Genomic DNA, 23,122 nt, shown 5'->3' with positions numbered 1-23,122 from the left:
ATAACCGAAACCCAAGGAGATCCATCATGGCTTTTAACATTCACAACCGTAACCTGCTCAGCCTGGAACACCACACCCCACGTGAGCTGCGTTACCTGCTCGACCTGTCCCGTGATCTGAAACGCGCGAAATACACCGGCACCGAGCAACAACACCTGAAGGGCAACAACATCGCCCTGATCTTCGAGAAAACTTCGACCCGCACCCGTTGCGCCTTCGAAGTGGCGGCCTATGACCAGGGCGCCAACGTCACTTACATCGACCCGAACTCCTCGCAAATCGGCCACAAGGAAAGCATGAAGGACACCGCCCGCGTGCTCGGGCGCATGTATGACGCCATCGAGTACCGTGGCTTCAAACAGGAAATCGTCGAGGAGCTGGCCAAGTTCGCCGGCGTGCCGGTGTTCAACGGCCTGACCGATGAATATCACCCGACCCAGATGATCGCCGACGTGCTGACCATGCGTGAGCACGCTGACAAGCCGATCCACGAAATCAGCTACGCCTACTTGGGCGACGCGCGCAACAACATGGGCAACTCGCTGCTGCTGATCGGCTCCAAGCTCGGCATGGACGTGCGCATCTGCGCGCCAAAAGCACTGTGGCCGCTGGACGATCTGGTGGCGCGCTGCAAAAAATACGGTGAGGAAAGCGGCGCACGCATCACCCTCACCGAGGATCCGAAAGAAGCGGTCAAAGGCGTGGACTTCATTCACACCGATGTCTGGGTATCGATGGGTGAACCGGTGGAAGCCTGGGCCGAGCGCATTCAGCAACTGCTGCCGTATCAGGTCAACGCCGAGCTGATGAAGGCCACCGGCAACCCGCGTACCAAGTTCATGCACTGCCTGCCGGCGTTCCACAACAGCGACACCAAGGTCGGCAAACAGATCGCCGAACAATATCCGCACCTGAAAAACGGTATTGAAGTGACCGATGACGTGTTCGAGTCGCCGGCCTGCATCGCCTTCGAGCAAGCGGAAAACCGCATGCACACGATCAAGGCGATTCTGGTCTCGACCCTGGCTGATCTCTGACGCCACAGCGCTCCCACTGAAGGAACCGGAAACCCAATGTGGGAGCGAGCCTGCTCGCGAAAGCGGTGGGTCATTCAACAGCGATGTCGACTGATCTGACGCGTTCGCGAGCAGGCTCGCTCCCACAGGGATATCGGTTCCAGCAGGGAGATCGAATCGTTTGTCATTCCTCTGCTTAGAAGGATTGCACCATGCGTATCGTCGTAGCCCTGGGCGGTAACGCCCTGCTCCGCCGTGGTGAGCCGATGACCGCTGACAACCAGCGCGCCAACATCCGCATCGCCACCGAGCAAATCGCCAAGATCCATCCCGGCAACCAACTGGTCATCGCCCACGGCAATGGCCCGCAAGTCGGCCTGCTGTCGCTGCAAGCGGCGGCCTACACCTCTGTCACCCCATACCCGCTGGACGTGCTCGGTGCCGAAACCGAAGGCATGATCGGCTACATCATCGAACAGGAACTGGGCAACCTGCTCGACTTCGAAGTGCCGTTCGCCACCCTGCTCACCCAGGTCGAAGTCGACGCCAACGACCCGGCCTTCAAGAAGCCGAGCAAGCCGATCGGCCCGGTCTACGAGAAAGCCGAAGCGGAAAAACTCGCCGCCGAGAAAGGCTGGGCAATTGCCCCGGATGGCGACAAATTCCGCCGCGTCGTAGCCAGTCCAAGGCCGAAACGGATCTTCGAAATCCGCCCGATCAAGTGGCTGCTGGACAAGGGCAGCATCGTCATTTGCGCTGGTGGCGGCGGCATTCCGACCATGTATGACGAAAACCGTAACCTCAAGGGTATCGAGGCGGTGATCGACAAGGATCTGTGCTCGTCGTTGCTCGCCGAGCAACTGGAAGCCGATCTGCTGGTGATCGCCACCGACGTCAACGCGGCGTTCATCGACTATGGCAAACCCACCCAGAAAGCCATCGCCGAAGCGCACCCGGACGAACTTGAGCGCCTTGGTTTCGCCGCTGGCTCGATGGGGCCGAAGGTGCAGGCAGCCTGCGAATTCGCGCGCCATACTGGCAAGGTCGCGGTGATCGGTTCGCTGGCCGATATCGAAGCCATCGTCCAGGGCACCGCCGGTACGCGGGTCAGCACGGCGAAGCCGGGGATCAGCTACCGATAACAATAAACGCCGGGGCAGGCTCAAGACCTGCTCCGCTTCCATGCCTTGAAAGGAGTAGCTCAATGGCCCAGTTCGAACCTGGTCATCTGCACATCGAGCGGCACGCGTTGACCGACGATGACGTCAATTACAACGTGCATCTGGACTATGAAGTGTTCACCGACCCGCAGAAAGGCAAGGGGATTCAGTTCACCCTGCACGGCAGCATGCAGGGCAAGGACATGAAGGAGGCGTTTTTCCTGCCCAAGGAAGAGGCCTACAACTTCGCCCGCGATGTCACGCGGATCGCCGAGAAGTACGGCATACCCAAGACCCACAGCCAGATCGGCTCGGTGCACAAGCATTACGATCTGATGTTTGAAGACATTCGGCAGAAGTTGAATATGCAGTCGGGGGATCCGGTGAACCTCGAGCATTTCGAATAAAAATCAAAAGCCCCTCACCCTAGCCCTCTCCCGGAGGGAGAGGGGACTGATTGGGGGATGCTGCAGCATTGCGTCGGCCTGATCCTGCATCACTGAATCCATAATCGCCCGGTACTTTCAGGTCGATGCATAACCCCAGACACCTCGGTCGGCTCCCTCTCCCTCCGGGAGAGGGCTGGGGTGAGGGGGCTTTTGATTTAAGGCATACTTGCCCCCCTCCGCTCTGCAGATCACTGAACCGCCCCCATGCGTATCCACGTCAGCTTCATCGACCGCGTCGGCATCACCCAGGAAGTCCTGGCTATCCTCGGTGGGCGCAATCTCAATCTGGATGCGGTGGAGATGATCCCGCCGAACGTCTACATCGACGCGCCGACCCTCAGCCCGCAAGTGCTCGAAGAACTGAAAGATGCGCTGTTTCGTGTGCTCGGCGTCGAGGCGGTGACCGTGGTCGATATCCTCCCCGGCCAGCGCCGGCACTTGCAGCTAGATGCCCTGCTCGCGGCGATGACCGACCCGGTGCTGGCCCTCGACAGCGCCGGCAAGGTGCTGCTGGCCAACCCGGCGTTGATTGCCCTGTACGGTCGCGAACCGGCCGGTGAAAGCGTCTCGGCGCTGTTCAATGATCCCGGCCTGCTCGATACCCTGCTGGAAAACGGCTTTCGCCTGCCGCTGCGCGAGATCACCGTCAACGGCCAGACCCTGCTGCTCGACGCCACGCCGATCACCGACGCCGGCGCCCTGCTGACCCTGTATCAACCGAACCGCATCGGCGAACAACTCTCGGCACTGCACCACGATCACGCCGAAGGCTTCGACGCGCTGCTCGGCGAGTCTCCGGCGATCCGCACACTCAAGGCCCGCGCGCAACGCGTCGCCGCCCTTGATGCACCGTTGTTGATTCAAGGCGAAACCGGTACCGGTAAAGAACTCGTCGCCCGCGCTTGCCATGCCATCAGTGCACGGCACAGCGCTCCGTTTCTCGCCCTCAACTGCGCGGCGCTGCCGGAGAACCTCGCCGAGAGCGAACTGTTCGGCTACGCCCCCGGCGCCTTCACCGGTGCGGCGCGTGGCGGTAAGCCGGGGCTGATGGAACTGGCCAACCAGGGCACGGTGTTCCTTGATGAGATCGGCGAGATGTCGCCGTACTTGCAGGCCAAACTGCTGCGCTTTCTCAACGATGGCAGCTTTCGTCGGGTGGGCGGTGATCGTGAAGTGAAGGTCAATGTGCGCATCCTCAGCGCGACCCACCGCGATCTGGAAAAAATGGTCAGCGAAGGCTTGTTCCGCGAAGACTTGTTCTATCGCCTCAATGTGCTCAACGTCGAAGTGCCGCCGCTGCGTGAACGCGGTCAGGACATCCTGCTGCTGGCGCGCTACTTCATGCAGCAGGCCTGTGCGCAGATCCAGCGCCCGGTCTGCCGCCTGGCGCCCGGCACTTATCCGGCGCTGCTCGGCAATCGCTGGCCAGGCAACGTGCGGCAACTGCAGAACGTGATTTTCCGCGCGGCAGCGATTTGCGAGAGCAGCCTGGTCGATATCGGCGACCTCGACATCGCCGGCACCTCCGTCGCGCGCCAGACCGACACTGAGGTGGAAAGTCTCGAACAAGCGGTCGAATCGTTCGAAAGGGCGCTGCTGGAAAAGCTTTACGTCAGCTATCCCTCGACCCGGCAACTGGCGAGCCGATTGCAAACCTCGCACACCGCCATCGCCCATCGCCTGCGCAAATACGGCATTCCCAATAAACCCTGACTCACCGCGCATCCCTTTTGCAGGGAATTCCCCATGTGGGAGCGAGCCTGCTCGCGAAGGCGGTCTATCAGCAAAATGGCTGGCGCCTGACACACCGTCTTCGCGAGCAGGCTCGCTCCCACAGGATTTATGGCGGATTCGAAATCCGTCCAAAAACGACCTCCACCTGTACCGAAAGCGCTACAGCGGAACGATATCGCTACACCCGCCTGTGACCAGCGCTGCGCAACGCTTTGATCCGATTAAGCTTTTCTCCCCGCCCCACGCTGTAGCGATTTCGCTACAGGCGCAACCTGCCGACACCCACCTAAAAAATCCAAGCCATTGATTTATATAGATAAATCAACCTTGGCCGCATTCTTGCTACCTGCCTCCTCATCTATTAAGGGCTTCCCCGCCCCAAGCTTTCCACCGCGTCCACCAGACGAGTCTGGCCCCTGAGGAGTTTCCATGAGCGAGTTGCGTTTTACTGAAGATCACGAATGGCTGCGCACCGAAGCCGACGGCAGTGTCACTGTCGGCATCACCGCATTCGCGCAGAACGCCTTGGGCGACGTGGTGTTCGTGCAACTGCCTGAGCTGCAGGCTTACGAAAAAGGCGCTGAAGCCGCCACCGTGGAATCGGTGAAAGCCGCCAGCGGCGTGTACATGCCGCTCGATGGCGACGTGCTGGAAGTCAATCCGGCGCTGCAAGACGCCCCGGAGCTGGTCAACGAAGATCCGCTGGGCGAAGGCTGGTTCTTCCGCTTCCAGCCAAGCGACGCCGCCGCTGTCGGCAAACTGCTCGATCAGGACGCTTACGACCGTCTGATCAAAGCCCAAGCCGAAGCCTGAGGAATTACCCCATGACCGCCATCAATCTCGGCACCGCCAACGAATTCATCGCCCGTCACATCGGCCCGCGCGCCGGTGACGAGCAAGCCATGCTCAACAGCCTCGGCTTCGATTCCCTCGAAGCGCTGAGCGCCAGCGTCATCCCGGAAAGCATCAAGGGCACCAGCGTGCTGGGCATGGACGACGGCCTCAGCGAGGCCGACGCCCTGGCGATGATCAAATCCATCGCCGGCAAGAATCAGCTGTTCAAGACCTACATCGGCCAGGGCTACTACAACTGCCACACGCCGTCGCCGATCCTGCGCAACCTGCTGGAAAATCCGGCCTGGTACACCGCTTACACCCCATACCAGCCAGAAATTTCCCAGGGCCGTCTCGAAGCGCTGCTGAACTTCCAGACCATGATCAGCGACCTCACCGGCCTGCCGATCGCCAACGCCTCGCTGCTCGACGAAGCCACCGCCGCTGCCGAAGCCATGACCTTCTGCAAACGCCTGAGCAAGAACAAGGGCAGCCACCAGTTCTTCGCCTCGATCCACAGCCATCCACAGACCCTCGACGTGCTGCGCACCCGTGCCGAGCCGCTCGGCATTGACGTGGTCGTGGGCGATGAGCGCGAACTGACTGACGTCACGCCGTTCTTCGGCGCGCTGCTGCAATACCCGGCGAGCAACGGTGATGTGTTCGACTACCGCGAGCTGACCGAGCGCTTCCACGCCGCCAACGCTTTGGTCGCTGTCGCCGCTGATTTGCTGGCCCTGACGCTGCTGACCGCACCGGGCGAATTCGGTGCCGACGTTGCCATCGGTTCGGCGCAACGCTTCGGCGTGCCGCTGGGCTTTGGTGGCCCGCACGCCGCTTACTTCTCCACCAAAGATGCGTTCAAGCGCGACATGCCGGGCCGTCTGGTCGGTGTCTCGGTTGACCGTTTCGGCAAGCCAGCGCTGCGTCTGGCGATGCAGACCCGCGAGCAACACATCCGCCGCGAGAAGGCCACCTCGAACATCTGTACCGCCCAAGTGCTGCTGGCCAACATCGCCAGCATGTACGCCGTCTACCACGGTCCGAAAGGACTGACCCAGATCGCCAACCGCGTGCATCACCTGACCGCGATTCTGGCCAAGGGCCTGACCGCGCTGGGCGCTCAAGTCGAACAAGCCAGTTTCTTCGACACCCTGACCATTGCTACCGGCGCAGACACCGCTGCGCTGCACGACAAGGCGCACGCTGCGCAGATCAACCTGCGTGTGATCGACGCCGAACGTCTGGGCCTGTCGGTCGACGAAACCACCACTCAGGCTGATATCGAAACCCTGTGGGGCCTGTTCGCCGACGGCAAGACCCTGCCGGACTTCGCTGCGCTGGCCGCCTCGGTGCAGAGCACCATCCCTGCTGCGCTGGTGCGCCAGTCGCCGATTCTCAGCCACCCGGTGTTCAACCGTTATCACTCGGAAACCGAGCTGATGCGCTACCTGCGCAAACTGGCGGACAAAGACCTGGCGCTGGATCGCACCATGATCCCGCTGGGCTCGTGCACCATGAAACTCAACGCCGCCAGTGAAATGATCCCGGTGACCTGGGCCGAATTCGGTGCACTGCACCCGTTCGCCCCGGCCGCACAAAGCGCCGGTTACCAGCAACTGACCGATGAGCTGGAAGCGATGCTCTGCGCCGCCACCGGTTACGACTCGATCTCGCTGCAACCGAACGCTGGTTCGCAAGGCGAATACGCAGGTCTCCTGGCGATCCGCGCCTACCACCAGAGCCGTGGCGATGAGCGCCGCGACATCTGCCTGATCCCGTCGTCGGCCCACGGCACCAACCCGGCCACCGCGCAAATGGCTGGCATGCGCGTAGTCGTCACCGCGTGCGATGCCCGTGGCAACGTCGACATCGAAGACCTGCGCGCCAAAGCCATAGAGCACCGCGAACACCTCGCCGCGCTGATGATCACCTACCCGTCGACCCACGGCGTGTTCGAAGAAGGCATTCGCGAGATCTGCGCGATCATTCACGACAACGGCGGCCAGGTGTACATCGACGGCGCCAACATGAACGCCATGGTAGGCCTCTGCGCACCGGGCAAGTTCGGCGGCGACGTTTCGCACCTCAACCTGCACAAAACCTTCTGCATCCCGCACGGCGGTGGCGGCCCGGGCGTTGGCCCGATCGGCGTCAAATCGCACCTGACCCCGTTCCTGCCGGGCCACGGCCAGATGGAACGCAAGGAAGGCGCGGTCTGCGCGGCACCGTTCGGCAGCGCAAGTATTTTGCCGATCACCTGGATGTACATCCGCATGATGGGTGGCGCGGGTCTGAAGCGCGCTTCGCAACTGGCGATCCTCAATGCCAACTACATTTCCCGCCGCCTCGAAGAGCATTACCCAGTGCTGTACACCGGCAGCAACGGCCTGGTGGCGCACGAGTGCATCCTCGATCTGCGTCCGCTCAAAGACAGCAGCGGCATCAGCGTCGATGACGTCGCCAAACGCCTGATCGACTTCGGTTTCCACGCGCCGACCATGTCGTTCCCGGTCGCCGGCACATTGATGATCGAGCCGACCGAAAGCGAATCCAAGGAAGAACTGGACCGCTTCTGCGACGCCATGATCCGCATCCGCGAAGAAATCCGCGCAGTGGAAAACGGCACGCTGGACAAGGAAGACAACCCGCTGAAAAACGCCCCGCACACCGCAGCGGAACTGGTCGGCGAATGGACCCACCCGTACAGCCGTGAGCAAGCCGTTTACCCGGTCGCGTCGCTGATCGAAGGCAAATACTGGCCGCCGGTCGGCCGTGTCGACAACGTCTTCGGCGATCGCAACCTGGTCTGTGCCTGCCCGTCGATCGAAAGCTACGCTTAATGGAATGAGGGGCTGAATATCGGCCCCGATTTCAGCAATACCCTAGATCCCCCTGTGGGAGCGAGCCTGCTCGCGAAGGCGCCATTTCAGTCAACGTAAATGGTGGCTGATCCGACGCTTTCGCGAGCAGGCTCGCTCCCACAAGGGATCTGCACCGATCTCAAAAACTGCGCCAATCCCCATAACAAGAAACCGGAGAACCACTCATGTCGTTAAGCGTGTTCGACCTGTTCAAGATTGGCATCGGTCCCTCCAGTTCCCACACCGTCGGCCCGATGCGCGCGGCTGCGCGCTTTGCCGAGGGCTTACGCCGTGAAAACCTGCTGACCAGCACCGCCAGCGTGCGTGTCGAGCTGTACGGTTCGCTCGGTGCTACCGGCAAAGGTCACGGCAGCGATAAAGCCGTGCTGCTCGGCCTTGAAGGCGAGCACCCGGACACAGTCGACACCGAAACCGTCGCCGCGCGCCTGCAGGAAATTCGCGGCAACGGCCGCTTGAACCTGCTCGGCGAACACAGCATTGCGTTCAACGAGAAAGAACATCTGGCAATGATCCGCAAACCGTTGGCCTATCACCCCAACGGCATGATCTTTCGCGCCTTCGATGCGGCGGGGATTCAGATCCGCAGTCGCGAGTACTACTCGGTTGGCGGTGGTTTTGTTGTCGATGAAGATGCAGCCGGTGCCGATCGCATCGTCGAAGACGCCACGCCACTGACCTTCCCCTTCAAAAGCGCCAAGGATTTGCTTGGCCATTGCGCTACGTACGGGCTGTCGATCAGCCAGGTGATGCTGACCAATGAAAGCGCCTGGCGCCCGGAAGCCGAAACCCGTGCCGGCCTGCTGAAAATCTGGCAAGTGATGCAGGACTGCGTCGCTGCTGGCTGTCGTAACGAAGGTATCTTGCCGGGCGGTTTGAAGGTCAAACGCCGGGCGGCGGCGCTGCATCGGCAATTGTGCAAGAACCCGGAATCGGCCCTGCGCGATCCGCTGTCGGTGCTCGACTGGGTCAATCTTTATGCACTGGCGGTCAACGAAGAAAACGCCAACGGCGGACGCGTGGTCACTGCGCCCACCAATGGCGCGGCGGGGATCATTCCGGCGGTGCTGCATTACTACATGCGTTTTATCCCCGGGGCGAATGACGACGGTGTCGTGCGATTTCTGCTGACAGCTGCCGCAATCGGCATTCTTTACAAGGAAAACGCTTCGATCTCCGGCGCCGAAGTCGGTTGTCAGGGTGAGGTCGGTGTGGCCTGTTCAATGGCGGCCGGCGCTCTGTGCGAAGTGCTCGGCGGCAGCGTGCAACAAGTCGAAAACGCCGCGGAAATCGGCATGGAACACAACCTCGGCCTGACCTGCGACCCGATCGGCGGCCTGGTGCAAGTCCCGTGCATCGAGCGCAATGCGATGGGTTCGGTGAAAGCCATCAATGCCGTGCGCATGGCCATGCGTGGCGACGGCCAGCATTTCGTCTCCCTCGACAAAGTCATTCGCACCATGCGCCAGACCGGCGCCGACATGAAAAGCAAATACAAGGAAACCGCCCGCGGCGGCCTGGCGGTCAACATTATCGAATGCTGATTACCAACTCAGCCAAACGTAACTAGCTCCCTCTCCCTCCGGGAGAGGGCTGGGGTGAGGGGCTCTTGATCTTGCCTCTCACCCGCAACCCAAATTCAAAGGAGCCACGCATGTCCACCGAACAACTCTCGAAAACCCCGCTGCACGCACTGCACCTCGAACTCGGCGCGCGCATGGTGCCGTTCGCCGGCTACGACATGCCCGTGCAATACCCGCTCGGAGTGATGAAAGAACATCAGCACACCCGTGAGCAAGCCGGGCTGTTCGACGTCTCGCACATGGGCCAGATTCGTCTGACCGGTGCCAATGCGGCCAAAGCCCTGGAAACCCTGGTGCCGGTGGACATCATCGACCTGCCGGTGGGCATGCAGCGTTATGCGATGTTCACCAACGAAAGCGGCGGCATCCTCGACGACCTGATGGTTGCCAATCTGGGCAATGACGAGTTGCTCCTGGTGGTCAACGCCGCGTGCAAGGATCAGGATCTCGCGCATCTGCAAAAACACATCGGCGATCAGTGCACCATTACGGCGCTGTTCGAAGAGCGCGCCCTGCTCGCCCTGCAAGGTCCGGCAGCCGTCACGGTGCTGGCGCGTCTTGCGCCGGACGTGGCGAAGATGACCTTCATGCAGTTCAACCGTGTGTCGTTGCTGGGCGTTGAGTGCTTTGTCAGCCGTTCGGGCTACACCGGTGAAGACGGTTTCGAAATCTCGGTACCGGCCGCTGAAGCGGAGAAACTCGCCCGCGCCCTGCTCGCCGAACCAGAGGTTCAGGCCATCGGTCTTGGCGCCCGCGACTCGCTGCGTCTGGAAGCCGGCCTTTGCCTGTACGGCCATGACATGAACACCGAAACCACGCCGATCGAAGCCAGCCTGCTTTGGGCGATCTCCAAGCCCCGCCGCGCCGATGGCGCGCGGGCCGGCGGTTTCCCGGGCGCCGAGCAGATATTCGCGCAGCAACAGAACGGCGTCGCACGCAAACGCGTCGGCCTGCTGCCACAGGAGCGCACCCCGGTGCGTGAAGGCGCAGAGATCGTCAACGAGGCCGGCGAGATCATCGGCAGCGTCTGCAGCGGTGGCTTCGGTCCGACCTTGGGCGGCCCATTGGCGATGGGTTACCTCGACAGCGCCTACGTCACGCTCGATACGCCCGTATGGGCCATCGTCCGTGGGAAAAAGGTGCAAATGCTTGTAAGCAAAATGCCATTTGTTCCACAACGCTACTATCGCGGTTGATCGACTGTTTCTATAAGTAACGCGATTGCGCTATGCGTGCACTAATGTGTAACGCAATCGCCATAAAACAGTGCGTTTTTTAACATCTGTTTCGAATATGAACGTCGCTTATAACGACTGCAAAAAACTGAACCAGACAATCGTCAAAGACTGCTCTAGTGAACTGACTAATTGCCGCGAAGAGCAGTAAAACCGGGGCCTTCGCAGGGCTTGTTTTTTCTCCCGTAGTTGGCGTAGAGTTTGTCCACTGTGTTTGCATGGGTCAGCTTGGAATCGTGACCTGGGCAGTAGCCTACAAGTTAGCTACATCCCGCTCGACGTCTTCTTACTCCTTGCAACCAGCTCCAGTACTCTTTCATGTGAAAGGGGCTGTCATCAATTTATGCGTCAAAGGAAATAAGAAATGTCCACACGTCAGAGCGGTACCGTCAAGTGGTTTAACGACGAGAAAGGTTTTGGTTTTATCACTCCAGAAAGCGGTCCGGATCTGTTCGTACATTTCCGCGCCATTCAGGGCAATGGCTTCAAGAGCCTGAAAGAAGGCCAGAAGGTGACTTTCGTTGCTGTGCAAGGCCAGAAAGGCATGCAGGCTGACGAAGTACAAGCAGAGGCCTGATCTTCTGATACGAAAAAGCCCCTGATATTGATATCAGGGGCTTTTTTGTGCGCGCTTATCCGTAAAATGGCGCTTCCATTCGCGTCCCGAGGCTGCCATGTCGAAACACCTGCTCACGCCGCAAGGGGACTTTCCTCCCGTTGCTCTCGGTCGTCGTCTGGCGGCAATGTTCTACGACTTCCTGCTGTGCACCGCCCTGCTGATCGTCACCGGATTCATCTATAAGTTGATCCAGGCGGCGATCATTGGCGAAGAGCGTCTGCGAGTGATGACCGACGCCGGCCAGCTGGATGGTGATCCGCTCTACTCCACGGTGCTGCTGTTGGTATTGTTCGGCTTCTTCGCCAAGTTCTGGACCCACGGCGGGCAGACACTGGGCATGCAGGTGTGGGGGATCCGCGTGCAGAACGCCAACGGCACAGCGATCAGCCTGTGGCAGGCGCTGCTGCGCTTTATGGTGTCGATCGCGTCGTGGTTGTGTATCGGGCTGGGGTTCTTCTGGTCGCTGTTCGACAAGCAGAAACGCACCTGGCACGACATCTATTCGGATACGCGTGTGGTGCGGATCCCGAAGAAGAGCAAATAATTTCCATGCTCAAGAGTCGGCCTGTGGTGAGGGGATTTATCCCCGTCCGGCTGCGTAGTAGTCGTAAAGGAGCCCACGCGGTATCCCTGATATGCCGCGGTGTTTGATTTAGGGCGGCTTCGCCACCCAACGGGGATAAATCCCCTCACCACAGGGCTCACTCATACAAGGGGTTCTCTCAGGCGTTGCCGGCCAATTTCATCCGCGCTGCCTGGGTGAAGTCGAGCATGCGCTTCAACGGGCGGATCGCTTGGGGAATCAGCGCCGGATCGACAAAGATCTCGTTGGTGCCTCCTTTCAAGCTCTTGAGCGTGCGCTCAAGGGTGTTCATGGCCATCCACGGGCAATGTGCACAACTGCGGCACGCGGCGCCATTACCGGCGGTAGGCGCCTCGATAAAGACCTTGTCCGGGCACAGCTGCTGCATCTTGTAGAAGATGCCACGGTCGGTGGCGACGATCAGGGTCTTGTTCGGCAGGCTTTGCGCGGCCGCGATCAACTGACTGGTGGAACCGACGGCATCCGCCAGCTCAATCACCGAAGTCGGCGACTCGGGATGCACCAGAATCGCCGCGTCCGGGTACAGCGCCTTCATGTCTTCGAGCTGCTTGGACTTGAATTCTTCATGGACGATGCAAGCACCGTCCCACAGCAGCATGTCGGCGCCGGTCTTGCGCTGAATGTAGGTGCCCAGATGCTTGTCCGGGCCCCAGATGATCGTCTCGCCGTTGTCCATCAGGCTTTCGACGATTTCCAGTGCGCAGCTCGAAGTCACCACCCAGTCAGCCCGAGCCTTCACGGCGGCGGAAGTATTGGCATACACCACCACGGTGCGCTCTGGATGCTGATCACAAAACGCCGAGAACTCATCGACCGGGCATCCCAGGTCCAGCGAGCACGTCGCCTCCAGGGTCGGCATCAGCACTCGCTTTTCCGGGTTGAGAATCTTTGCAGTCTCGCCCATGAACTTCACGCCGGCGACCACCACGGTCTTGGCCGGATGGGCGTTGCCGAAGCGGGCCATTTCCAGGGAGTCGGAAACACAGCCGCCGGTTTCTTCGGCCAGGGCCTGAATCACCGGATCGCAATAAAAGTGGGCAACCAGCACCGCGTCCTGAGCCTTGAGCTCGGCGGCGATGGCGGAACGGTAGTAGGCCTCCTCCTCTGCCGTCAGCGGTTTGGGCTGCTTGGCGTCGAGGTGGGCTTGAACCAGAAGGCGTTCGGAAATCTGCGTCATGTTCGCAAGACCTGCAGGCGCATTCGCGCGAAAGTCGAGTATACACCCGGCTCCGGACCGTTAGAGGGTACCGCCGGGAGAGTGAGTATCATCAGGCACGGACAGCGTTGAAGCTGCGCAAGGCTACAGAATATCCCGTTGATACAAAAGATGATTCTGACCTGTGTCAGGCCGCCCGCGCTGAAACATCGAACGCCCGAATTGCAGGCAAAAAAAAACCCGGAAATCCTCACTTTCGTGGGCCTTCCGGATTTTCTAAACCGCCAAATATGGTGGGTCGTGTGGGATTCGAACCTACGACCAATTGGTTAAAAGCCAACTGCTCTACCAACTGAGCTAACGACCCGCTGTGTGGTGGCGCGTATAATACTGATTTTTAAGGACTATTCAACACCTTTTTTGAAAAAGATCAAAAATAAGGAGTTGGATCGCTCACACCCGCCGCCGCGAAGCCTTCAGCACGCAGGCGGCAGCTGTCACATTTGCCGCAGGCGCGGCCGTCATCGTCTGCCTGATAGCAGGAAACCGTCAGGCCATAATCCACGCCCAGCTTCACGCCAGCCTGGACGATCTGCGCCTTGCTCAGGTTTTGCAGTGGCGCCTGAATGCGGAAGCCATTGCCTTCCACGCCCGCTTTGGTGGCCAGGTTGGCCATGCGCTCGAACGACTCGATGAACTCGGGACGGCAATCCGGGTAGCCGGAATAATCCACTGCATTGACGCCGATGAAGATGTCGCGCGCGCCGAGCACTTCGGCCCAACCCAATGCCAACGACAGGAACACCGTGTTGCGCGCCGGCACGTAAGTCACCGGAATGCCTTCGCCCAGCTCTTCCGGAATATCGATGCTGGTGTCAGTCAGCGCCGAGCCGCCCATGCCGTTGAGATTCAGGCCAATGACCTTGTGCTCGACCACTCCCAGATCGCGAGCAACGCGGGCGGCGGCATGCAATTCAGCATGGGAGCGCTGGCCGTAATCGAAGCTCATGGTATAGCAGGCGTAGCCTTCGGCGCGTGCCATCGCCACCACGGTGGCCGAGTCGAGGCCGCCCGAAAGCAGGATAACGGCACGTTTTTCGGTAGTGTTCGGTTGTTCAATCATCTCAGCGCCCCGGCTCATCATTCCATAGATATTTATGCAACTGCAGTTGCAGCCGCACTGGCAGGTTATCTGCCACCACCCAATCCGCCAGATCCCTGGCATTGAGGTCATGATGACTTGGGGAGAAAAGCACTTCACCCGCACGTCGATCAAGCCCGTACTGGATCAGTTTCGATACCGCCCAGTCATAGTCTTCCCGCGAGCAGATGACAAACTTCACCTGATCGTTGCGGGTCAGCAGTTCGATGTTCTCGTAACGGTTGCGATGGGCTTCTTTCGAGCCCGGCGTTTTCAGGTCGACGACGCGACTGACACGCGGATCGACGGCGGACACGTCGAGGGCGCCGCTGGTTTCCAGCGACACCTCGTAACCGGCATCACACAACCGTTCAAGCAAAGGAATGGCGTTCGGCTGAGCCAACGGCTCACCGCCGGTGACACAGACGTAGCGCGGACGATATCCGGCCACTTGCTCAAGGATGTCGTCGAGGGTGCGGACGGTGCCGCCGCTGAACGCATAAGCGCTGTCGCAGTATTGGCAACGCAACGGGCAACCGGTCAGGCGCACGAAAACCGTGGGCAGCCCGGCAGTCCGAGTTTCCCCCTGCAACGAGTAGAAAACTTCGGTGATTCTCAATGTGTCTTGCATAGTCGCCACGGGCGTAACAGCTAAACAGGCTGTCCGCCTCCGTCAGGCACTTCAGGCAATCCCGCCAACGCGTAGACCACAAGAAGCGTGTTTCAGAAAAAGGGCGTGAATTCTAACGAAAAAACCCGCGACAAGCGCGGGTTTCTTCAAAACACGGATGAACAGGCTTACATGCGCTGCAAATCACGCTGGGCCAGCTGCGCGGCGGAAGTGCCCGGATATTGGGACACCACCTGCTGCAGAATGCCTTTGACCTTGTCGGTATGACCGAGGCGGCGCTCTACGTCAGCCAGCTTGTACAGCGAATCCGGCACTTTGTTGTGCTTGGGATACAGCTGCGAAACCTTGGCAAAGGCCTGACCTGCACCTTGCAGATCACCCTTGGCCAGGTTCACTTCGCCCAACCAGTATTGAGCGTTGCCCGCGTACTGGCTGTTGGGGTATTTGCGCAGGAAAGCGGCGAAGGCTTGGCTGGCCTTGTCGAAATCCTTGGCTTTGATCAGGTCGAAAGCGGCATCGTAATACAGCTTTTCCTTGGCCGGATCAGCCGGTTCGCTACCCGCAGCAGGGGCCTGGGCTGCCGCAGCAGCACCCGCGCCTGCGGCAGCACCGGCAGCAGCACTTGCATCGCCACCGGCAGAAGAATTCTCGGGAGTCGCGGCTGGTGCAACGCCGGATCCTATGCGCCGATCAAGATCCTGGTATCGCTCCAGGGATTCCTGCTTCATGCGCGAAACCTGATTCTGCAGTTCTTCGATCACGCCCTGTTGGCGCGAGATCTGGTCCTGCATCTGTTGCAATTGGTTGAACAGCATGCCTTGTGCCGAGGCAGGGGCCGAAGCCGCTCCCCCGGCATAGGCGCCGTTCGTACCGTAACCCGCAGGCGGATAACTGCTCCCGCTATTGTTATAACCGGAGTTGTCATCGACCACAGGAACCGCAGCCCACGCCGCAAGCGGCGCGAGGCTGAGAGCCAGAACAGTTACAGCACGACGGCACGTTCGCATATCGAATTACTTACGCAGTTCGACGCGACGGTTCTGGGCCCAGGACTGCTCGTCGTTGCCGGTAGCAACTGGACGCTCTTCGCCATAGGAAACCAGTTCCAGCTGAGCTGGGGAAACACCTTGCAGTACCAGGTAGCGCTGAACGGCTTTCGCACGACGCTCGCCCAGTGCCATGTTGTACTCACGAGTACCACGTTCGTCGGTGTTGCCTTCCAGAACAACGCGAGCGCCGTTTGCTTTCAGGTCTTTGGCGTGAACGTCCAGAGCGCGCATGGCTTCTGGCTTCAGGTCCGAGCTGTCGTATTCGAAGTAGAAGGTGGTGATTGCGCGCAGAGCAGCTTCTTCGCTCAGGGAACCGTCAACGGCACCGGTGTTTGCGCCGTAACCAGCGTTTGGATCAACAGCGCCTTCACCGGCGTTGTCGCCGCCTTTGGACGAGCAACCTACAGCTACAGCCATGGCCAGAGCCAGCGCAGCAAATTTACCAAACTTCAGCATTTCCATCGTGAAACTCCTAATGAACCCCAGTGTGTTAAGTAAAACGTGTAGCGCCCGCTCACTTCAGGTAAGGGGACCAGGACGGTTCTCTGACTTCGCCTTGAGCGGTAGGAAGCGGGAGCCTCACGCGTCCATTAATGGACACGAGCATCAAGACTCCCCGGCCCTGTTGGCGGGTGGCGTAGATTACCATGGTGCCGTTGGGCGCAACAGTAGGTGACTCGTCCAGAGTGCTATCAGTGAGGATCTTTACACTACCCCGCTGCAGATCCTGAGCTGCCACCTTGAAATTGGTGAAGCCATCCTGACGATGAATCATCACCAAAGTCTTTTCATCAGCCGAAAGTTTCGGGTTGGCGTTGTAGTTGCCCACGAACGTCACACGCTCGGCACCACCGCCACCGACGCTGGTTTTATAGATTTGCGGTTTGCCGCCACGGTCCGAGGTGAAATAGATGGTCGAGCCATCCTTGCCCCAGAACGGTTCGGTATTGATGCCCTGACCATTGGTTACGCGGCTGATCTGGCGCGAACCGAGGTTCATCACGTAGATGTCCGGGTTACCGTCTTTCGACAGAACGAACGCCAGGCGATTGCCATCCGGCGACCAGGCTGGCGCGCCATTGAGGCCTTCGAAGTTGGTGATCTGCTCACGGCGACCGGTGTCGATGTTCTGCATGAAGATACGCGGACGCTTCTGCTCGAACGACACGTAGGCGATACGCTTGCCGTCCGGTGCAAAACGCGGCGACAGGATCGGCTCGCGCGATTGCAGCAGAGTCACTGCGCGGGCACCGTCATAGTCGGAACGTTGCAGGGTGTAACGCGTGTTCTTCTCGGAAAAACGCTCGGCCGTCACGTACAGCAGGCGCGTCGAGAAGGCACCTTCAATGCCGGTCAGCTTCTGGAACGACTGATCGGAAATGAAGTGCGCCATGTCACGGATCTGGTCGGTCGTACCGGAAACACTGCCGTCCGCCACTTTCTGCTCGGTGGCGACGTTGAACAGCGCCCACTGCACCTGCAGACGACCGCCCGCTGGAGCGATGCTGCCGACCATCATGTACTGAGCGCCCACCGCCTTCCAGTCACGGAAGATGATTTCGCTCGGCTGGCTTGGCTGGCTGATCATGTTGGCTTTCGGAATCGGCGAGTAATAGCCCGAGTTGCGCAAATCGTTGCCAATGATTTCAGCCATGTCATCAGGCAGCACGGCGCCGCCCTGCATGCCGAACGGTACGACGGCGATCGGGGTGGCCCGATCGCTGCCGCTGGTGACCAGAATGTTCTTTTCATCTGCCGTCGCGATCCCTGCCATGCAGCAGATCACGACCAGCATTCCTCGAAGAAGGTTTCTCACAAGGCTAGATCCTCAGGTGTGAATGTCATCTTGAATGAACGATACGGAGCGAAATCGCTCGGCTTCATTCCCTGCATTTCTGTCAAACGTCCAATATTCTTCACTGCCGCGACTGCCGATGCATCGAACGGACCGTCACCACTGGACTTGGCGACGCTGACCGAAGTCACCGTGCCGTCCGGCAACATGCCGATTTGCAGCACGACCGTCATGCCTTTGCGCGCCGAAGGAGGACGAGCCCAGCCTTCCGCTGCACGAGCGCGAATCAGGTCATCGAAACTGCCGGCAACTTCGTCACCCTGCTCATCTGCCAGGGCCTGCTGACGCTGCGGCGTGTCGGAAAGCAGATCTGCCAGGGCCTGGGCCTTTTTGTCTTCGGCGGATTTGCGTGCCGCTTCCTGCGCTTTCTTCTTCGCAGCATCGGCAGCAGCTTTCTTCTTCGCGTCTTCGGCGACTTTCTTCTTCGCCTCTTCAGCTTCAGCTTTCTTCTTGGCGTCTTCGGCGGCTTTCTTCTTCGCGTCTTCGACGATCTTCTTCTTGGCTTCTTCGGCAGCGGCCTTCTTCGCCTCTTCCTCAGCAGCCTTTTTCGCTTCGTCTTCGGCCTTCTTCTTGGCTATATCAGCCAATTGTTTCTCTTCGGCCTTTTTCGCTTCGGCTTTCTTCGCGTCGTCGGCTTTCTTGGCTTCATCAGCCTTTTTCGCCTCGTCGGCTTTTTTCGCCTCGTCGGCCTTCTTGGCTTCCTCGGCCTTTTGAGCCGCTTCCTCTTTCTTTTGTTCCGCCGCCTTCACCGCTTCCTGCTCGATCTTTTTCTGTTCCATCTGTTCGACTTCGGTCTGGCGCGCGGCGGATTTCTTCGCCTCACCCGCAATCTTCTGATTGGTCTGGGTGGTCGCCTGACTTTTCGATTTCAGCTGGTACAGAGTCGCCTGGACGATCGGCTTGGCCGGCGGCAGTTCGGGCGTGAAGGCAAAACTGACGAACAGCATGCCGAACACCAGCACGTGCAGGACGATTGCCAGAACACTAGGCCAGAAGTAGCTTTCCGAGGCGGACGGCTCTCGCTGTTGCTGCATCAGGGGGCCTCGGTAATCAGACCAACATTACCGACCCCGGCTTTCTGCAACCCGCCCATGGCACCCATGACGGCGCCGTAGTCGACAGTTTTGTCACCACGAATGAACACCTGGGTGCGTTTGCCGCCCTCGGTGCCGGCGCGGATGATCTTGGTCACCGCGTCCGTCATCTGTGGCAGGGTCATGGCCCTGTCCTGTTGCTTCTCGGTGTCGACTTCGCTGCCAAGGTTCCAGTAGTAGGTCTTGTCAGCCTTGATCGAAATGGTCAGGACCTGAGTGTTGTTGTCCTGCGGCAAGGCTTCGCTGGAAACCTTGGGCAGATCAACTTTCACGCCCTGATTGAGCATCGGCGCGGTCACCATGAAGATGACCAGCAGCACCAACATCACGTCGATGTAGGGCACCACGTTCATCTCGGCGACCGGCTTGCGCTTTTTGCGAGCTCGAGCGATTAAAGCCATCGGGAAATACCTGCTTATTCTTCGCTGGTGTGCACTTTGCGGTGCAGGATCGCCTGGAATTCATCGGCGAAGGTGTAGTAGCGGCCCAGCAAGGTTTCGCTGCGCGCAGCAAAACGGTTGTAAGCGATGACCGCCGGGATCGCAGCGAACAGGCCGATCGCGGTGGCGATGAGGGCTTCGGCGATACCCGGGGCAACGGTGGCGAGCGTCGCTTGCTGGGCGCTGGCCAGACCACGGAAGGAGTTCATGATCCCCCACACGGTGCCGAACAGACCGATGTACGGGCTGACCGAACCGACGGTGGCGAGGAACGGCAGGCTCTGCTCGAGTTTCTCTTCTTCGCGCGAGATGGCCACGCGCATGGCACGGGCGACACCTTCCATCACGGCTTCAGGATCGACACCTGGCTGCTGACGCAGACGGGAGAATTCCTTGAAGCCGGCACGGAAGATCTGCTCCACGCCCGAATCCGGATCAGGGTTGCTGCCGGCCTGACGGTACAGTTTGGACAGGTCGATACCCGACCAGAAGCGCTCTTCGAAGCTCTCCAGGGCACGTCGACCGGCACGCAGCAAATTGCTGCGCTGAAAGATCATGATCCATGAGGTCACCGATGCGGCCACCAGGGTCAACATTACCAACTGCACCACGATGCTGGCATTGCTGACCAGGCTCCACATGGAGGAATGGTCGACGACGTTAGCTTCCACGCTTTATCTCCTGCTTTGAGTGTGTACCCGGGCCGACCGCGTCGGCGAAGGCCGCACGCAGGTCTTCGGGAAGGGCCCGGGGTTTCAAACTGTCGGTGCGCACGCAGGCCACCAAAAACTGCCCTTCGCAGAGCAGCACATTATCCGTGGCCCGCCTGACCTGCTGTTTGAAGCGCAGGCTGGCACGGTTCAATTCGATTACATCAGCGCTTACCAGCAGTTCGTCATCCAGTCGCGCCGGCGCGTGGTAGCGCGCTTCGCTGGAATGCACGACGAACAACAGGTCCTCTCCGGCAAGCACAGATTGGGCAAAACCCAGTTCCCGTAGCCGCTCGGTTCGAGCCCGTTCCATAAACTTGAGGTAATTAACGTAATACACGATGCCGCCCGCATCGGTGTCCTCGTAATAAACGCGACAACGATGTGCGAACGGCTCAAGCCCGTTTTGCGCGCGCATACTCTAGTGCTTACTCCTCAGGTTGCCAATCCGGCCAGACAACTGTTTTTCGTGGTTTCAAAGCTTTAACGCAAAAGTACCGTCGTCTGACAGTACAAACCCTGAATAAATCACCAGCAAATGTGTATCAATCGTCGACGGCGTCGAGAAACTCGTCTGCCACGGGCATCTCGCCCATGCGTGACGGAACATTCAAACCGAAATGCAGATAGGCATGCCGCGTCACTACCCTGCCCCGTGGCGTGCGCATGATGTAGCCCTGCTGGATCAGATACGGTTCGAGCACGTCTTCAATGGTGTGGCGTTCTTCACTGATCGCCGCCGCCAGACTGTCGATACCAACCGGACCGCCGTCGAACTTCTCGATCATGGTCAACAGCAGGCGCCGGTCCTGGTGATCGAAACCGTGTTCGTCGACGTCCAGCAGGTTCAGCGCCAGATCCGCCACCGCTTTGGTGATGTGTCCCTTGGCGCGTACTTCAGCGAAATCGCGCACCCGCCGCAGCAGACGGTTGGCAATTCGCGGCGTGCCACGAGCGCGACGGGCGATCTCGAACGAACCTTCCGGGTCCAGCGGCAGACCGAGAATTGCCGCCGAACGACTGACGATCGTTGCCAGATCCGCCGTGCTGTAGAACTCCAGACGCTGGACGATACCGAAGCGATCACGCAACGGATTGGTCAGCATGCCGGCGCGGGTGGTGGCGCCGACCAGAGTGAAAGGCGGCAGATCGAGTTTGATCGAACGCGCCGCCGGCCCCTCGCCAATCATGATGTCGAGCTGAAAATCTTCCATCGCCGGGTACAGCACTTCTTCAACGATCGGCGACAGACGATGAATTTCGTCGATGAACAACACATCGTGCGGCTCAAGATTGGTCAGCAACGCGGCCAGATCACCCGGGCGTTCCAGCACTGGCCCGGAGGTGCTCTTGATCGACACGCCCATTTCCTGGGCAATGATGTTCGCCAGCGTGGTCTTGCCCAGCCCCGGCGGGCCGAAGATCAGGGTGTGATCGAGGGACTCGCTGCGGCCACGGGCAGCCTGGATAAACAGCTCCATCTGCTCGCGCACGGTCGGCTGGCCAATGTAGTCGGCCAGGCTGACCGGGCGGATGGCCCGATCCTGGACTTCTTCGCGCTCGCGCGGGCTGTGCGCGGCGGCGATCAGACGATCAGCTTCAATCACTTAAATCATTCCCTTCAGAGCGCGGCGGATCAGGTCTTCGCTGCTCAGGTTCTTGTCTTTGATCGCGGAAATCGCCTTGCTCGCTTCCTGCGGCTTGTAGCCCAGCGAGATCAACGCGCTGACCGCATCGGTCTCGGCACTGTTGACCGGCGCCGGGCCGTCCGGCTGATTCGGCACCAGCGCGAACATCGCCGGCGAAGTTTCCCAGGCCTTGAAGCGATCTTTCAATTCCACCAGCAAACGCTCGGCGGTTTTCTTGCCAACCCCCGGCACCTTGGTCAGCGCCGAAGTGTCCTGAGACTGCACGCAGCGCACCAGCTCGTCGACTTCCAGGCTCGACATCAACGCCAGCGCCAGTTTCGGTCCGACGCCATTGAGACGGATCAGCTCGCGAAAGAAGTCTCGCTCACGCTTGCCGGCAAAACCATAGAGCAATTGCGCATCTTCGCGTACGACCAAATGGGTGTGCAGGGTCAGCGGTTCGCCGACCAACGGCAGACGATAAAGGGTGGTCATGGGCACTTCCACCTCATAGCCAAGGCCGTTCACATCGAGAATCAGGTGCGGCGGCTGTTTCTCAGCCAGGGTGCCGCGCAAGCGTCCAATCACGTTTTGAATCCTTGAGCGCTGGCCAGCCGTGGGCTGGCGACGATTGAAGGTGGCTTGCGCGCCGACAACACAGGCACCGCGAAGTCACTTTCGAGAAAATTGATGCTGATGCTATCAGAGACGCAGGCGCCCGCCACGACTGCGTGCGGTTCCCAGACCGTGCGGCAGCAGGCTTGAGCGCGTGTGCGCATGGCAAATGGCAATCGCGAGAGCGTCGGAGGCGTCGATCTGCGGCTTGCTGGTCAACTTGAGCATGTGCATGACCATCATCTGCACCTGCTCCTTATTGGCCGCACCGGTGCCGACCACCGCCTGTTTGACTTGCGTGGCGGTGTACTCGGCGATTTCCAGACACTCTTCGGCGCCGGCGACAATCGCAGCCCCGCGCGCCTGCCCGAGCTTCAGCGCCGAGTCGGCGTTTTTCGCCATGAACACCTTTTCGATGCCCATTGTCACCGGGCCGTAGGTCTTGATGATTTCGCGCACGCCGCGATAGACGATCTGCAGACGCTCATGCAGCTCGCCGGAACCGGTGCGAATGCAGCCCGAGGCCACATAGATGCAGCCACCCTGCCCGGTATCGCGAACGATCCCGTAACCGGTGATGCGCGAACCGGGGTCGATACCAAGGATTAAAGTCATAACGCCTGCAGATTCATAAAACGATTTACCTGACAGCCAATAGCAAATGTGGGAGCGAGCCTGCTCGCGAAG

Annotated in this window: 23 protein-coding genes and 1 tRNA gene; 10 read left to right on the top strand and 14 right to left on the bottom strand. The window is 59.8% G+C overall.

All coding sequences use genetic code 11. The features are described from left to right. Nucleotides 1-26 precede the first annotated feature (26 nt). The 10 genes from CKW30_RS17905 to CKW30_RS17855 all read left to right on the top strand — a co-directional run bounded on the left by CKW30_RS17905 (nt 27) and on the right by CKW30_RS17855 (nt 12,056). Nucleotides 27-1,037 (top strand): ornithine carbamoyltransferase, encoded by a 1,011-nt coding sequence (locus CKW30_RS17905; RefSeq protein ID WP_095181475.1) that lies wholly within the window; start codon nt 27-29, stop codon nt 1,035-1,037. Between the two features lie 191 nt (nt 1,038-1,228). Further along, the gene (gene arcC, locus CKW30_RS17895; RefSeq protein WP_056787936.1) at nt 1,229-2,158 is read left to right on the top strand and encodes a carbamate kinase; all 930 of its coding nucleotides are present in this window, start codon (nt 1,229-1,231) and stop codon (nt 2,156-2,158) included. Between the two features lie 62 nt (nt 2,159-2,220). Further along, entirely contained in the window at nt 2,221-2,583 is a 363-nt protein-coding gene (locus CKW30_RS17890) for a DUF5064 family protein (RefSeq protein ID WP_041479784.1), read from the top strand. A gap of 246 nt (nt 2,584-2,829) precedes the next feature. Next, entirely contained in the window at nt 2,830-4,338 is a 1,509-nt protein-coding gene (locus CKW30_RS17885; RefSeq protein WP_095181474.1) for a sigma-54-dependent transcriptional regulator, read from the top strand. 450 nt (nt 4,339-4,788) lie between these two features. Beyond that, nucleotides 4,789-5,172 carry a glycine cleavage system protein GcvH gene (gene gcvH, locus CKW30_RS17880; protein ID WP_039758162.1) on the top strand — a complete coding sequence of 128 codons (384 nt, stop codon included), beginning with the start codon at nt 4,789-4,791 and terminating at the stop codon, nt 5,170-5,172. Between the two features lie 11 nt (nt 5,173-5,183). Then, nucleotides 5,184-8,036 (top strand): aminomethyl-transferring glycine dehydrogenase, encoded by a 2,853-nt coding sequence (gene gcvP, locus CKW30_RS17875; RefSeq protein WP_095181473.1) that lies wholly within the window; start codon nt 5,184-5,186, stop codon nt 8,034-8,036. Between the two features lie 206 nt (nt 8,037-8,242). Then, nucleotides 8,243-9,619: an L-serine ammonia-lyase gene (locus CKW30_RS17870; RefSeq protein WP_016773512.1), complete on the top strand. Its 1,377-nt coding sequence runs from the start codon at nt 8,243-8,245 to the stop codon at nt 9,617-9,619. Between the two features lie 110 nt (nt 9,620-9,729). Next, a complete protein-coding gene (gene gcvT, locus CKW30_RS17865; protein WP_095181472.1) occupies nt 9,730-10,854 on the top strand; it encodes a glycine cleavage system aminomethyltransferase GcvT in 1,125 nt (374 codons plus the stop codon). Between the two features lie 403 nt (nt 10,855-11,257). Continuing rightward, entirely contained in the window at nt 11,258-11,470 is a 213-nt protein-coding gene (locus CKW30_RS17860) for a cold-shock protein (RefSeq protein ID WP_003227496.1), read from the top strand. A gap of 97 nt (nt 11,471-11,567) precedes the next feature. Continuing rightward, nucleotides 11,568-12,056 carry an RDD family protein gene (locus CKW30_RS17855; RefSeq protein ID WP_016773510.1) on the top strand — a complete coding sequence of 163 codons (489 nt, stop codon included), beginning with the start codon at nt 11,568-11,570 and terminating at the stop codon, nt 12,054-12,056. Nucleotides 12,057-12,234: 178 nt separating this feature from the next. On the opposite strand, the gene nadA is transcribed toward CKW30_RS17855, so the two are convergent. From nadA to ruvC, 14 genes are all read right to left on the bottom strand, one after another. After that, nucleotides 12,235-13,293 (bottom strand): quinolinate synthase NadA, encoded by a 1,059-nt coding sequence (gene nadA / locus CKW30_RS17850; protein ID WP_095181471.1) that lies wholly within the window; start codon nt 13,291-13,293, stop codon nt 12,235-12,237. 270 nt (nt 13,294-13,563) lie between these two features. Continuing rightward, nucleotides 13,564-13,639, bottom strand: a tRNA-Lys gene (locus CKW30_RS17845). Between the two features lie 63 nt (nt 13,640-13,702). Further along, nucleotides 13,703-14,395, bottom strand: coding sequence for a 7-cyano-7-deazaguanine synthase QueC (gene queC, locus CKW30_RS17840; protein WP_056787919.1), 693 nt, complete (start codon nt 14,393-14,395; stop codon nt 13,703-13,705). 1 nt (nt 14,396) lies between these two features. Continuing rightward, the gene (gene queE / locus CKW30_RS17835) at nt 14,397-15,044 is read right to left on the bottom strand and encodes a 7-carboxy-7-deazaguanine synthase QueE (protein WP_041479789.1); all 648 of its coding nucleotides are present in this window, start codon (nt 15,042-15,044) and stop codon (nt 14,397-14,399) included. 167 nt (nt 15,045-15,211) lie between these two features. Then, nucleotides 15,212-16,051 carry a tol-pal system protein YbgF gene (gene ybgF, locus CKW30_RS17830; protein WP_024014085.1) on the bottom strand — a complete coding sequence of 280 codons (840 nt, stop codon included), beginning with the start codon at nt 16,049-16,051 and terminating at the stop codon, nt 15,212-15,214. A gap of 6 nt (nt 16,052-16,057) precedes the next feature. Then, on the bottom strand, nt 16,058-16,555 hold the full coding sequence (gene pal, locus CKW30_RS17825) for a peptidoglycan-associated lipoprotein Pal (protein ID WP_003178634.1): 498 nt from the start codon (nt 16,553-16,555) through the stop codon (nt 16,058-16,060). Between the two features lie 52 nt (nt 16,556-16,607). Then, nucleotides 16,608-17,888 (bottom strand): Tol-Pal system beta propeller repeat protein TolB, encoded by a 1,281-nt coding sequence (gene tolB, locus CKW30_RS17820; protein ID WP_164488347.1) that lies wholly within the window; start codon nt 17,886-17,888, stop codon nt 16,608-16,610. 17 nt (nt 17,889-17,905) lie between these two features. After that, the gene (gene tolA, locus CKW30_RS17815) at nt 17,906-18,982 is read right to left on the bottom strand and encodes a cell envelope integrity protein TolA (RefSeq protein WP_016773505.1); all 1,077 of its coding nucleotides are present in this window, start codon (nt 18,980-18,982) and stop codon (nt 17,906-17,908) included. Then, nucleotides 18,982-19,434 (bottom strand): protein TolR, encoded by a 453-nt coding sequence (gene tolR, locus CKW30_RS17810; protein ID WP_160767866.1) that lies wholly within the window; start codon nt 19,432-19,434, stop codon nt 18,982-18,984. The genes tolA and tolR overlap by 1 nt, the downstream gene beginning before the upstream one ends. A 23-nt stretch (nt 19,435-19,457) precedes the next feature. Beyond that, nucleotides 19,458-20,153 (bottom strand): protein TolQ, encoded by a 696-nt coding sequence (gene tolQ, locus CKW30_RS17805; protein WP_008080223.1) that lies wholly within the window; start codon nt 20,151-20,153, stop codon nt 19,458-19,460. Beyond that, nucleotides 20,143-20,610 carry a tol-pal system-associated acyl-CoA thioesterase gene (ybgC, locus tag CKW30_RS17800; RefSeq protein ID WP_041479792.1) on the bottom strand — a complete coding sequence of 156 codons (468 nt, stop codon included), beginning with the start codon at nt 20,608-20,610 and terminating at the stop codon, nt 20,143-20,145. Before ybgC ends, tolQ begins: the two co-directional genes overlap by 11 nt. A 127-nt stretch (nt 20,611-20,737) precedes the next feature. Continuing rightward, the gene (gene ruvB, locus CKW30_RS17795; protein WP_024014087.1) at nt 20,738-21,799 is read right to left on the bottom strand and encodes a Holliday junction branch migration DNA helicase RuvB; all 1,062 of its coding nucleotides are present in this window, start codon (nt 21,797-21,799) and stop codon (nt 20,738-20,740) included. After that, complete coding sequence (gene ruvA / locus CKW30_RS17790; RefSeq protein WP_095181470.1) at nt 21,800-22,408, bottom strand: Holliday junction branch migration protein RuvA; 609 nt, start codon at nt 22,406-22,408, stop codon at nt 21,800-21,802. Nucleotides 22,409-22,522: 114 nt separating this feature from the next. Then, nucleotides 22,523-23,050 (bottom strand): crossover junction endodeoxyribonuclease RuvC, encoded by a 528-nt coding sequence (gene ruvC, locus CKW30_RS17785; protein WP_095181469.1) that lies wholly within the window; start codon nt 23,048-23,050, stop codon nt 22,523-22,525. Between the last annotated feature and the right edge of the window lie 72 nt (nt 23,051-23,122).

Source organism: Pseudomonas sp. Irchel 3F6 (assembly GCF_900187595.1).
Classification (GTDB): Bacteria; Pseudomonadota; Gammaproteobacteria; order Pseudomonadales; family Pseudomonadaceae; genus Aquipseudomonas; species Aquipseudomonas siliginis.
Note: the sequence above shows the minus strand (reverse complement) of the source record. Positions and strands in the feature narration are given on the sequence as shown.